This is a genomic window from Marinomonas sp. S3726, from assembly GCF_000967665.1.
In the GTDB taxonomy this organism is placed as follows: domain Bacteria; phylum Pseudomonadota; class Gammaproteobacteria; order Pseudomonadales; family Marinomonadaceae; genus Marinomonas.
Genome location: NZ_JXYC01000016.1, coordinates 38,015 through 51,723, shown reverse-complemented (window position 1 = coordinate 51,723; position 13,709 = coordinate 38,015). Strand labels below are relative to the sequence as shown.

Annotated in this window: 11 protein-coding genes; all 11 read right to left on the bottom strand. The window is 40.9% G+C overall.

The genetic code is table 11. The features are described from left to right. Positions 1-25: 25 nt before the first annotated feature. On the bottom strand, positions 26-1,657 hold the full coding sequence (locus TW85_RS14515) for an iron ABC transporter permease (RefSeq protein WP_231870343.1): 1,632 nt from the start codon (positions 1,655-1,657) through the stop codon (positions 26-28). 74 nt (positions 1,658-1,731) lie between these two features. Beyond that, positions 1,732-2,805 carry a Fe(3+) ABC transporter substrate-binding protein gene (locus TW85_RS14510; protein WP_046017859.1) on the bottom strand — a complete coding sequence of 358 codons (1,074 nt, stop codon included), beginning with the start codon at positions 2,803-2,805 and terminating at the stop codon, positions 1,732-1,734. Positions 2,806-2,894: 89 nt separating this feature from the next. Then, complete coding sequence (locus tag TW85_RS14505) at positions 2,895-3,890, bottom strand: sterol desaturase family protein (protein WP_046017858.1); 996 nt, start codon at positions 3,888-3,890, stop codon at positions 2,895-2,897. 68 nt (positions 3,891-3,958) lie between these two features. Next, a complete protein-coding gene (locus TW85_RS14500; RefSeq protein ID WP_046017857.1) occupies positions 3,959-5,362 on the bottom strand; it encodes a DUF4856 domain-containing protein in 1,404 nt (467 codons plus the stop codon). A 200-nt stretch (positions 5,363-5,562) separates the two neighbouring features. Continuing rightward, on the bottom strand, positions 5,563-6,756 hold the full coding sequence (locus TW85_RS14495; RefSeq protein WP_046017856.1) for a UbiH/UbiF/VisC/COQ6 family ubiquinone biosynthesis hydroxylase: 1,194 nt from the start codon (positions 6,754-6,756) through the stop codon (positions 5,563-5,565). A 19-nt stretch (positions 6,757-6,775) separates the two neighbouring features. Further along, entirely contained in the window at positions 6,776-8,017 is a 1,242-nt protein-coding gene (ubiH, locus tag TW85_RS14490; protein ID WP_046017855.1) for a 2-octaprenyl-6-methoxyphenyl hydroxylase, read from the bottom strand. Positions 8,018-8,054: 37 nt separating this feature from the next. Beyond that, on the bottom strand, positions 8,055-9,356 hold the full coding sequence (locus TW85_RS14485) for an aminopeptidase P N-terminal domain-containing protein (RefSeq protein WP_046017854.1): 1,302 nt from the start codon (positions 9,354-9,356) through the stop codon (positions 8,055-8,057). Positions 9,357-9,437: 81 nt separating this feature from the next. Next, a complete protein-coding gene (locus TW85_RS14480) occupies positions 9,438-10,025 on the bottom strand; it encodes a UPF0149 family protein (protein ID WP_046017853.1) in 588 nt (195 codons plus the stop codon). Between the two features lie 198 nt (positions 10,026-10,223). Further along, positions 10,224-11,069: a bifunctional methylenetetrahydrofolate dehydrogenase/methenyltetrahydrofolate cyclohydrolase FolD gene (folD, locus tag TW85_RS14475; protein ID WP_046017852.1), complete on the bottom strand. Its 846-nt coding sequence runs from the start codon at positions 11,067-11,069 to the stop codon at positions 10,224-10,226. A gap of 137 nt (positions 11,070-11,206) precedes the next feature. After that, positions 11,207-12,934, bottom strand: a complete 1,728-nt coding sequence (recJ, locus tag TW85_RS14470; protein WP_046017851.1) for a single-stranded-DNA-specific exonuclease RecJ — start codon at positions 12,932-12,934, stop codon at positions 11,207-11,209. A 53-nt stretch (positions 12,935-12,987) separates the two neighbouring features. Further along, positions 12,988-13,707 carry a 16S rRNA (uracil(1498)-N(3))-methyltransferase gene (locus TW85_RS14465; protein ID WP_046017850.1) on the bottom strand — a complete coding sequence of 240 codons (720 nt, stop codon included), beginning with the start codon at positions 13,705-13,707 and terminating at the stop codon, positions 12,988-12,990. Between the last annotated feature and the right edge of the window lie 2 nt (positions 13,708-13,709).

The following is a 13,709-nucleotide window of genomic DNA, read 5'->3' as shown; positions in this document are numbered from 1 at the left end:
TCTCTCACTTAAAACGTACTCAAGGTTAATGTGCTTGACCTGAGCCGATCGAACGACTCAGAAGAATAACAGGAACTAAACCCACCAGCACTATCATTAAGGAAGCAGGTGCAGCATCAGCTAATCGCTCATCAGAGGCAAGTTCAAACGCCCTAACAGCCAAAGTATTAAAGTTGAACGGCCTTAATATTAAAGTGGCTGGTAGCTCTTTCAATACATCAACAAAGACAATCAATAATGCCGTTAATACCGAACTCTTCATCAAAGGTAGATGTATTTTACGTAACACATCCATAGGCTTATAACCTAAAGAGCGTCCAGCAGCATCTAAACTAGGGGTAATTTTACCCAACCCACTTTGAACAGCACCAAGCGAAACTGCCATAAATCGAACAGTATAAGCGAATAAAAGCGCAAACAAGGTACCGGATAGAATCAGACCAAATCTCACCTCGAATACCTCTTGAACCCAAGCGATAATCTTATGATCTAACCATGCAAATGGGATAATAATGCCAATTGCGATAATAGTACCCGGCAAAGCGTATCCTAACCCAGCGACAGTAACAGAAGCTTGCACCGCTTTACGCTTATTTAAACGGCTTGCATAAGCTAATATAAGTGCTAAAACTACCGCAATTAATGCGGCTAACGCAGCAAGATACAAGGAGTTCCAAGCCAGTTGAATAAATGAAGAATCTATTCCTTCTGAACTAAAAATAGCCCAGTAAGTTAGCTGCAATCCCGGCACAATAAAACCTAAAAAGACAGGTAAAAAGCACACCAGCGCTGCGAGTACACCTTGCTTCTTATTCAACTCAATTTTACGGTTAGATGCCTTACGAATACCTGAAGAGTGATAACTAATACGGCGTCTTGAATAGCGTTCTAACAAAATAAGGCAAGTAACGAATAACAAGAGCACTGAGGCTAATTGAGATGCCGCAGCCGCATCACCAAAACCATTAAAGGTACGCATAATACCCGTGGTAAAACTGGCGACCCCAAAGTATTTAACCGTGCCGTAATCGGCCAAGGTTTCCATCAAGGCTAGCGTCACACCTGCAACAATGGCAGGTCTTGCTAAAGGTAAGGCGAGCTTAAAAAACGAGCGAGTATGGCTATACCCTAAAGAGCGGCTTACTTCTAATGTATTTGCCGATTGTTCTAAAAATGCAGCCCGAGACATGAGATAAACATAGGGATAAAGCACAAGTGATAACATCACAATTGCACCGGGCAGAGAACGCACTTCGAAAAACCAATACTCCCCGTAAGATAAACCTGTTAGATCACGAATGAGGGTTTGAACAGGGCCAGCAAAATCTAATAAACCAGTATAGGTATAAGCAATAATATAAGCTGGTACTGCCAAGGGTAATAGCAAAGCCCAAGCTAGCCATTTATGCCCAGGAAAACGACACACACTTGTTAACCAAGCGGTTGGTACACCTAGCAAAAGGCTACCTGCGCCGACACCCAACATTAATAATAAGGAACTAGAAATATAGTCAGTTAGGACAGTATCAATAAGATGCTGCCAAACATTGGCTTGACCTGTGAGGACATTGGTCAAGATAACCAAAACAGGCAAAGCCAACAGAAGTGCAACCGCAACAGAAATAAGCATCAACCAATTTGGTCGAAATAAGGTCATTCTTTTGGCCAAATCCAACATTATTCCTTTCTACTTATTCTGTTTAGTTAAAGCATTAAATACAGAGTAGCAGGTTACTTCCAACCCGCTGCATCCATAATTTTAACAGCCTCTAAATTATTATCACCCAACTTTGTTAGGCTAATTTTATCCGTTCTAAAGTCACCGAAGCTTGCTAAATTTACAGGAGGTGCAATACCATCAACAACTGGATATTCGTTGTTCACATCTGCGTACCAAGTTTGGGCTTCATTAGATAATAAAAATTCAATTAATTTAATTGCGCTGTCTTTATTGACTGATGCTGCAGTAATACCCGCACCACTCACATTCATATGTACACCACGATCTGATTCTGCTTGGTTAGCCCAAAACACACCAACTTTTTCTGCCACTAATTGATCTAATGCATTATCACTCTTCATCATACGACCAAAGTAATAAGTGTTAGCAATGGTTACATCACAAACGCCTGTGGCTACAGCTTTCAATAAGTCTGTATCACCACCAAAAGGAGGTCGAGCCAAATTAGCCATCAAACCTTTCACCCACTCTTGGGTCGCCTTTGCGCCATTCACTTCTATCATAGAAGCAACCAAAGATTGATTATAGATATTTCCTGATGAGCGAACACAAATACGACCTTTCCACTCACTATCTGCTAACGCTTCATAACTAGATAGCTGCTCAGGTGTCACTTTATCTTTAGCATAAAAAATAGTGCGTGAGCGCTGTGACAAGCTGTACCAGTAATCATCACTATCACGCAGATGCTCAGGAACGAGCTCATCTATTTTTGCAGTTTGAAACGGCTGTAATACACCCGCTTTTTTTGCTCTATGTAAACGACCGGCATCTACAGTAATAAATATATCCGCAGGGCTATATTCACCTTCAACTTGTAAACGCCTTAATAAAGCATCGGCAGAACCTGTAATTAAGTTGACTGCGACACCTGATTCCTCTTCGAAACGATCAAGCATAGGTTTGATTAGAGCTTCTTTACGAGCGGAGTAAACATTCACTTCTTCATCAGCCATTACAGGTAAAGATAGACCTGAAGCTAAAATAAGAGACAAGATAGAAGAAAGCTTTAAACGAGGACGAGCAAGTGTGCCAACAAGTGTTTTAGAATTAAAATTTAACATATAAAGTGTCGCCGTATTTATCCTGATAAAAAATCGTGAAAATATTAAATTGATTATAAATGAAATCAATTACCATTTATATTTAAACCCTACGCTTTTCTAATACCGCCTTCAGTTTTTTTAACCACTAATTGACAAGGTTCAATACATAGAAAGCGAGCTGATTGCAAAAAAGGCAATAGATACAAAGCAAGTAGAGAATTATGATTCTTTCCTGCATCCGAGCCCAATCCAAATTTAAGCGTTTGAGTTGGATCAGAATGATGCAAGCTCTTAAACCACTTATCCCAACAGGCTAACACGACACCAAAATTCTTATCCCAATGCTCTCTCGCCACAGAGTGATGAATTTGATGTTGAGCAGGTGAAATTAAAACTTTCTCAAGCCAATGAGGGTAACAAAGCATCACATTCGAATGACGCAAATTAGCCCCAAGAAGATTAAAAGCAAAAATCACGACATTCACACCCAATACCATGTAAATATCCACTTGATTAGGGAATAAATAAAAGAACAAGGCAATTGAAAAGCCTTGGCTTAACGTTGAACGTAAAGAGAAGAGCACTGACTCTACTGGATGCGTTCTAAACACAGTAAAAGGATTTAGCTCTGTTGCGGAATGATGTACTTGATGAAACGCCCATAAAAATTGCCATTTGTGCATCAACCTATGCAGATAAAATCGACAAAAGTCATCTAACACAAACTGAAAAATCGTGAAGCAGAGTACGACCAACCAGGTTGGCCAAATATTCGGCTCAGGTTTATCAGGCATTAACCAATGCCATTGCTCAAACAACCAGATAGCAACCAGCATCTTAGCTAATAAAAAAGGTGAAATTAACTTAAGAACAAAGGCATTAATGACTAAGGTTTTATAGTCAGCAAATGCAGTTGCAGATAGCCAAACTTTGGCCTGAAAGACATGACGCAGAGCGTTTTTTATGGAAAGCTTACTAAAAAGGGTTAAACATAAAATCGCTATAATGAAAGCACTTACTAAATAAGCTAATGACACTCTCTTTTGAGGGCTAATTAGATCCCCAAAAAGTGTTTGCCAATACTCATTCCAGAATACTTCCATTACAGCATAATCTCATACTCTCTTAGTTAGCCTTAAACAGACTAACTAAGATAAACAACTAATGTCTATTAGTCGTTTTCGATAGAAGTTGAAGAGCTAAGTTTAGCTGCTAAGTCATCCATACCTGCAAGAACATCATTTGAACGAGCTTTCAGGTTAAAGCGCTCAGCCAATAGCAACTGAATCTTCATCATGTGTAATTTGTACTCTTCCATTGAAATGCTTGAAGACTGTACAAACTCACCTTTAACATTACGAGCAATCACTTGTGTATCACCAAGTAATACTGGGCTAAAACCAGTTAAGCGATTCAATTTAACCGCTGTTTCACCTAGATCTTCACCGCCAACTTGTAATGCCATAGCAAAACCTTTTAGCTCACCCCAATGTTTTGCATAAGCACGGTATGCTTTAGTCACATCACCATTTGCTTCTTGGATTACACTTAACTTATCAAGGTCTTTATACACAGAACCAGCATATTTAAACGCCGCTTCTGCAATCACTTGCTGCCAGTTTACGCGAATAGTATTCACATAATCATTTAACTTAGCCATCTGAGCTTGGTCAAGTTTAGTACCCTGAGCATCATGAATTAATGCACGGCCATCGTAGAATGCACTTACGATGTTATTTAAGTAGTTAGTTTTGCCTGATTTATCAGAACCGGCAGCATAGTATGCGTGTGCATAAACCATTTCGGTTTTAAGATCGACAACACCATCTTTGTTATAATCAGCTGCTGAGAAATACTTAGGGTCTTTCTTAGCAATACCGTACAAGCTTTTAGCATCTAGTGTTAGAGCGTGAGCTGGTGCACCGAAATAACCAAAAGCTTCATCCCAATAATGCTCTTTTGCAGAGTATGCAGCCCCTTCTTTGTAAGCTTTATCATTGGTTTTTTTGCTGTTATTTAGTTTTTCGTCTAAATAGCCATCTACAGCTTGGTTATAGAAAACCGCACCCATGGTGAATTTAGAAATTAGCTGAGTGTAGTCGTAGCCATTTACAGGATCAAAACCACCTTTCACCTTAGCGGCTTTAGCTATCATATCTTCTAGCACTTCTTGACCAGTCATATTACCTGGCCAAGCAGTTACAGCACCTTTATAGGCTTTTGAAGATAGGTTCTTGCCTTTAGAGATTTCACCAACGGTAGTTTGCTTAATTGCAAAACCATCTTTAGATACAGGGTCTAAAATGGCTCTATCAGCATCTTTTGCTTCAAAATAAAGCGCTAATTTAGCGGCTTGATCAGCATCCTGCTTACCTTGTCCTTTAGAAATCGTTTTTTTCAAAGAATTATGAATAACGTGTCTCGCAGCTTGACCGCTATAAGACACAGATGAAGTTGCACTACCTTGGTAGCCTGCAACAGTCACTGGAAATTCGTTATACACTTCACCGGCGAAAACAGCACTAGAGCCGATAGAAGTAACAAGTGTAGCAAGAGCAAAAGGTTTGAATGACATGATGGCCTCTGACACAAAGAATTAAATGTACTTACTCAACAAGTTAGCGATGAGAAAAGTGAACCGTCATAAAGTAGCGCATCCATAATGAAAATGCTAGTCGTTATCATTTCTGTTTAATGAAATTTCACATAAAGCTTACAAAAGTCACACAATTGCTTTTCATATAACTGACAGTAATTTTGCAAGAAAATCACATGTCAGCCCAGTGCCAAACTAATGATATGATTTTTAACAAGCCTTTGATTATTCATCCAGCCCATTCCTTTATTTCGAGCAAAAACAGCTAGAGGGTTTTGTGTTTCATATAAACGCTTAAAAAATTCCATACTGGCAGACATACGGATATTGTCAGACATTCTGGCTCTTTGGTATCGCCTTAACACTCTGTCATTAGATAAGGATTCGCCTCTTTCCTTTGCTTTACTCAAAACATCAACCAAAGCACCAGCATCCGCAAAACCTAAATTTGCACCTTGGCCTGCGAGAGGGTGTATGGTGTGAGCCGCATCACCAATTAACGCAACACCAGACTGTGCATATTGCAAAGCATGCCTTTGCCTTAAAGGAATAGAAATAGGCTTACTAATGAGACTTAACACCTCAAACTCATTCGAGATTGCATAATTCAAACGCTGACAAAACATCTCTGGACTGAGTAATAATAAGGCTTCTGCTTCATTGGGAGGAACAGACCAAACAATTGATGCAAAATGACGGCCTTCAAAATTAGGCATAGGCAATATTGCTAAAATGCCTTCTTCACCAAAACTTTGCCATGCTGTATTTTCATGACTTTTATTTAGTTCAATTGTCGCTACAATCGCGTTATGTTGATAATCCCATTCTTTTGTCTCAATTTGTGCTTGAGCACGTATCAAAGAATTTGCCCCATCAGCAGCCACCACTAACTGTCCCGTTAACCTTGGGCCTCCCTCCAAGCTAACCAACATAACTTCATCTTGCTTTTCATAATGACTAACAGAAGAGGCAAAAAAGCAATCAACTAACTTATTATGGCTTTCTAGTTGAGTTAACAAAGCTTGATTCAAAACCTGGTTTTCAACCAAATGACCTAGCTCGTCTAGATGAACATCATCACAACTAAAAGCAATTTCTCCCGTACCTAATCCATCCCAAACGTTCATATCATGGTATGGCGTCAAACGTTCAGCATCCATTAACTGCCAAGCTCCGCTTTGCTCTATTAAGGCTTTTGAATGTCGGGAAACCGCACTCACTCTTGAGTCATAATAGGGAAATTCTGACAATTGGCATTGACCATTACCTTTATCCACCAAGGCCACACTAAAACCTTGCTGAGCAAGCAGATTAGCGGTTAAAGCTCCCACCATACCGGCACCTACCAAGATAACATCATAGGATTTTTTCATTCTTTCACCTTGTAAAGTATTAATGAGTGGCGTTTTTTGTTCTGTGTGTAGGCTTATGTACATCTAGCCCCATAGCTGCACGCGCAAAGCTTCCTTTAACTAGAGGGCAGTGATCTAAGGCGAGATTGGCTAAATTACGGGAAAGGCGAACAGGAAGGTTTTGATAAGCAAAAACAGAGACTAAACCATGACTCGCTGTTTGAATTCGTTGTGCATCTTTCTCTTGTTCGTCAGCGAATTGATGTAGATTTGACAGTACTCCAATATCCTCACCCTTCGCGATGCTCGACAAGACATTATGGGCAAGTAAAGCCACCCCTCTTAAAGCAAGGTTAAAGCCTTGGCCTGCAACAGGATGAAGTGTATAGGCCGCATTACCTAAAACAGCCAACCGAGAGCGAACAAGTTCATTGGCCTTTTGTATTTTGAGCGGATAATAGGCTCTTTCTCCAACCGTTTTGAAACGGCCTAATCTATGCCCGAACTCAGCTTGTAACTCTGACAAAAAGTCAGCATCAGAAAGCGCCATTCGTTCATCAATGGATTGCATAGCTGTAGTCCAAACTAGTGCAGATCTGGCTCTTCCTTGAAAGCTAAGTAAAGGCAACATGGCAATCGGCCCCTGCTTGGCAAAGCGTTCATAAGCCCAACCTTGATGTGGCTGTTGAAGCTCAATATTGGCTATGAGTGCTGCTTGTTGGTATGTCTTTACTTGATAACTTAGGCCTAATTGCTTAGCTAAGTCAGAACGACCGCCATCACACATAACCACTAACTTAACTTGATAATCGGTTTTAATACCTGTTTCTAGATCTAAGATATCTGCCTGATAGTCTGACTCTCTAGGTTGCAAACCCACCACTTTGGCTGGAGATAGAATTTGAACGTTAGAGAAGGTTTTTAATTGTGCATAAAGCTGTGTACCTAGGCCTTTGTTATCCACAACATAACCCATGCCTTCAACATCATAATCATCAGCATGTAATCGAGACATACCAAATTGCTTTCTTTCTGATGTATGAATATGCTGAATAGGTGCGACTAGATTAGCTAAATGAGGCCAGAGCCCCATATCAGCAAAAATATTCGCACTGGATTTACTTAAAACCGTTGATCTATCATCAAAGCTTGGCTGAGATTCAGATGAAGCTTCTATAGACTCCACCATACAAATGTTTAACTCTTGGTTATGGCTTGCTAGAGCTAACGCAAAGGATGCGCCCACTAGACCACCACCAACAATTAAGATATCTGCTGTCATTAGGCCAATCTCCTACCCAATTTATTTAATATTAAAATTAGTGCTTCTGCATCAAGGCTTCAATTTCTTCAATATCACGTGCAAGGCCATGAGTCAGAATAACAGGACCAGATTCAGACACTAAAACATCATCTTCGATACGTATACCGATGCCACGCCACTTCTCATCTACTTGCATATTGTCTTTCGAGACATACAAACCTGGTTCAACGGTAACGACCATACCAGGGACAAGTGGGCGAGATTCAGCTTCGATTTTATAAGCCCCCACATCATGAACATCCATACCAATCCAATGCCCAGTGTTGTGCATATAAAAATCGCGATAAGTCTTATCTTCTATCACGCTTTCTAATTCACCTTGCAGCAGCCCTAGTTCAATTAGGCCTTGGCTTAATACACGCACTGCTACATCATGAAAGTCTGTGTATTTAGCGTCTACTACTACGGCATCAATCGCTTCTTTTTGTGCTTTTAACACTAGATTATAGAGCGCTGCTTGCGGTTCAGAGAACTTACCATTGGCAGGGAAGGTGCGAGTAATATCGGAAGCATAAAACCCTAATTCACAACCGGCATCAATTAAGACTAAATCACCATCTTTAATCTCTGCGTTGTTTTCTATGTAATGCAAAGTACAAGCATTGCTGCCAGAAGCAACAATATTATTGTAAGCGGGTGTTCTTGAGCCTGACTTCATAAAGCAATAATTTAGCTCAGCTTCAAGTTCATACTCTTTCATACCTGGCTTAACGGCCTGCATAGCTTGTTGGTGAGCTTTCACGCTAATTTGAGCCGCTTGTTCCATTAAGACGATTTCTTCTGCATCCTTAACCAGACGCATTTCACCTAGAAGGCTCGCTAACTGGTTAAACTGAGCTGGCGCTTGAGCACCCTGGCGTACTTTTTTAGCCAAGCTTTGTTGCCAATTTACTATTTGCTGCTGTAAAACATCATCTGAGAAGTCAAACCAAACTGACTGACAACCATCTAATAAGTTAGTGATTTGCTCATCCATATCTTCTAAGGGAAAAGCCTTGTCAAACGCAAAGCTTTCAACCGCGCCTTGGACCCCATGGCGAAATCCATCCCACTGCTCCTTCTCAGGATCTTTTGGTAGATTAAATAAGATAGATTGAGTTTTGTTAATCAATACATAAGCGCCAGGCTCTGCATAACCAGTCAAATAAAAGAAGTGGCTATTTGGTCGAAATTCGAAATCACAATCACTGTTACGAGTGCATAATTCACCTGCTCGCACAATGGCAACAAATCCTTCTGGTAATTTTGCTTGTAATAATTGACGACGAGCTTGGAAATTGACAATCGGCAAATTCATTTTCACCTCTCAGTTAGATGGATAATAGAAACAACAAAGAGCAGTATTTTTTGGCTGCTCTACACCTAGTTCAATTAGGACTTAATGTATCTTTGTTTGATTATTTTTATCTTGTGGCTGTACTTCATGGTGCTCTGAATACAGCATCATGGCAGACAATCTGGCATATTCAATCAGCTCAGTAAGATCTTTCTCATTGTCATTACTGTCTTCTAACTCGCGCATTTCACCCTTCATACCAGATAGATTGGCAAAATCACGTAATACTTGCGTCGTATCATCAGACAAATTCTTTTTTTGCCCTGACAAACCATAACCCGCCAAGAAGCCATGCGCCCATTCTGCCAAAGTAACACCACGATCACTTAGGTTTGAATCTTCATCAGCTATCACAGGATCTAATGCATACTCGCCATTGGCAAACAATGTTTGTGTCGCTGTATAAAGTTCGACAATGGCATCTCGACTCGCTTCTTCTTTCCAGCTTTCTATATCACAAAATTCAACCACCATCGCGATCCAATCTTCCAGCAATAAAGTCACGCCTGAGGCAAGATAACCACATAGTTGGCCATGTAATTCTGCTGGTGAAGCCCCAATAGACTCAGTTACAAACACATCCGCAATAAGATCAAAGTCCAATGCATCTTTAAGCATTTCAGTCGACATGAAAACCCCTAACCCTTAACTGTTATTAATTCAATAAGTAAAGCCTATGCTTACTTACAAGTAAGCCGCACTTTTGATGCGGCTTAGCTATATTTCTAAACTTATTACTCTATATGGCATCAATTAGATAAATTACAATCACCATAACAAGCATAAAGAAAGAGCAACTCGCCTATAAGCGCTCTCTCTTTAACTGACTTAATTATTTAACTGCTTCAAACCAGATTCGAGCGTTTGCAAGATAAGAGTATTAATTGTCATTGGACCCACACCACCAGGCACTGGGGTATAAGCAGCAACCCTGTCAACTAAAGGTCCTAACTCTATATCACCAACACCACCTGGGTGATAGCCAGCATCAACAACAACTGCGCCGTCTTTGATCCAATCAGCTTTAATTAATTCAGGCTTACCAACAGCACCAACAATAACGTCAGCCTGTTTCACAAAACTTGGCAAGTCTTGAGTACGTGAGTGACAAATTGTCACTGTCGCATTGGCATTCAACATCATCATAGCCATAGGCTTACCCAAAATAGGGCTTCGACCAACAACGACAACATGTTTACCAGCTAAATCAATATCATAATGCTCTAGTAAGCGCATAATGCCAGCAGGTGTTGCTGAGCCATATGCAGGCTCTTGCATCGCCATGCGACCAAAGCCAAGGCAAGTTACGCCATCCACATCTTTATGTGCTGCAATTTCGTCAAAGCACAGACGTTCATTGATTTGAGGCGGTACAGGGTGTTGCAACAAGATACCATGCACATCTGAGTTTTCATTTAACTCTTTGATAGTAGCAAGAAGCTGATTTGTAGACGTCTCTTCAGGCAATTCAATTGCCATTGAGTCCATTCCTACTCGGCGGCAAGCGTTACCTTTCATTTTAACGTAAGTCGCAGACGCAGGATCGCCACCCACTAAGATTGTTGCCAAGATAGGGGTTCCACCAGTACGTTTCTTAAGCTCAGTAACCTGGGCTTTTAGACGGGTTTCGGTTTCTTCAGCAGATAATTTGCCATCAAGAACCAATGCAGTCATGAATTAACTCCAACAGTAAGTAGATCGTGATTTAGGGTAAGCCATTGTACCTTAGAATCAGTTCAAATAGGCAGCTTACTGCATAATCAAACCGATATTACTCGGGATTAATTGCTAAAGCTCAAACCGACAGATTGTTATACCGCTTCAATGTAATCCACTAACAATTGAATATTACGCTGCCCTCGAAACTCATTAATATCGAGCTTAAACACCACCCTTGCTTGCTCTGCATTATTAGGCCAGAGCGTTAAGTCGATAAAGAAGGCGATAGCATCAAGTAACAAACCTTCATTTGGCTCTCTTAACAAAAGTTTTAAGTGTTTTTGCCCTACAATTCTCTGTTGAATAACATCAAACACACCATCAAAGACTGGCTCAGGAAACATTTGCCCCCATGGCCCACATTGTCGAATCATCTCAGCAAAGCTCAAACTGAAGTCTTCAGCCCTAAGACCACCATCAGTCAATAAACAGTCTTCAAGATCATTAGGGTTAACAAGTTCGGTCACGACCTCATCAAAGGCTTGAGCAAATTCTGCATAATGCTTTTCTTTAATACTCATCCCTGCCGCCATGGCATGACCACCAAACTTACTCAGTAAATGGGGATGCCATTTTGCCAATAAATCTAAAGCGTCACGTATATGCAAACCCGGAATAGAGCGTGCTGAACCTTTTATTTCCTCGTCATCCACCTTGGCAAAGGCAATCACAGGACGATAACACTTATCTTTCATGCGCGACGCTAGAATCCCGATAACACCTTGATGCCAGGTTTCATCGTAAAAGCACATGCCATTCGGTAAATCTTGTTCATCCGCCACCAACTTCTCGAGCACGAACTCAGCCTGCTGTTTCATTTCAGACTCTATATCTTTGCGTTCACGGTTAAGTTGATCAAGTTCTTGTGCCAAACGCTTTGCTTGCTGAGTATTAGAAGTCAACAAGCAAGCTATACCTAAGGACATATCGTCCAAACGCCCAGCTGCATTTAATCTTGGCCCTACTGCAAAACCCAAATCAGATGCTTTAATTTGGCTAACATCACGATTAGCAACCTCAAGTAAAGCCAAAATACCAGGACGCGCGTGACCTGCTTGAATGCGCTGCAGGCCTTGTTTGACCAAAATGCGATTATTAGCGTCTAACGGCACAACATCCGCAACCGTCCCTAAAGCAACTAAATCTAAATAATCTGCCATACGTGGCTCTGGGATATGCTGTAATTCAAACCAATGGCGCGCTTTAAGCTCTGCACGAAGTCCGCTCATCACATAAAAGATCACACCAACACCCGCCATCGCTTTACTATCAAATCCACATCCATGCTGATTTGGGTTTACGATAGCATCTGCTTCCGGTAGCTCATCACCTGGCAAATGGTGGTCCGTAACCACCACTTTCATGCCATATGATTTGGCGACTCTCACCCCCTCAATGCTTGAAATGCCGTTATCTACTGTCACTAATACAGCAGGCTGACTTTCTTGAGCTACCTCAACAATTTCTGGTGTTAGTCCATAGCCATATTCAAATCGATTTGGCACCAAAAACTCTGGATCAATAGCCCCCATAGCTTGCATAGCTAAAACCCCTAAACTAGTACTTGTCGCACCATCTGCATCAAAGTCACCTACGATTAGAATTTTTTCACCAGCTTCAATTGCATCTGCCAAAATAGTTACCGCAGGTATGAGCCCCATTAACTCATTAGGCCTTAATAAACCGGCCAATCGATATTCCAGCTCTGATTCGTTAGTAATATTTCGTGTCTGTAAGATACGCTGCATAGTCAAAGGAATCGCTGAAGAGAAGCTTTGATGACTTTCCAGAACAGGTCTGTGTAGTATTTTCTTACTCATTTAATACTCCTCTAAAAAACGATTGTCTTTGGTTAGCTTTAATTACCATCAGGTTAAGCAGGGTAGAGTCTGGATAATAAAACAGGCACAGCAGTTTCTACTTTCAAAATACGCTCACCAAGGTGTACACTTTTAAAGCCTGCTTCGTGCCATTTGCTCACTTCAAACTCATTCCAGCCACCCTCTGGCCCTATGGCGAGAATACTTTCTTGAGTGAGGTTAATCGGACAATCATCTGCTTGATAAGGGTGGGCTAATAAAGCTAACTTACCGGCCATCTCTCTGGGTAATAGGTCTTCAACATAAGGTCTAAAACGGGTCATCATTTGCAACTCTGGCAAGTGAGTATCTCGCGCCTGCTCTAATCCCTCTAGCAAGATACGCTGTAAGTTATCAGCCTTTAATACAGGTGATTGCCAATAACTTTTCTCTACTTTAGCTGAATTCAACAGGATAATTTTTTTTACTCCCATAGCACTGATATTCAACAAAGTACGCTTGAGCATATTGGGACGTGGCAGTGCTAATACTAGGGTAAGAGGCAAAGGTTTTGGGGCTTGCTGCGTTAAATGGATAATCTCAACTTCACCAAACCCTTCACTATTCTCCCCTAAATATTTCGCTTCCCCCATAAGCCCATTAATAATACCGACTCGTAATTTGTCGCCAGATTCAGCTTTAATCACCTTATTTAGGTGCTCTGCTTGACGAGAATCGAGCTGATAACGATGGGCATCAATTGCCTGCTTAGGGTCTAACAAAATGATATTCATAA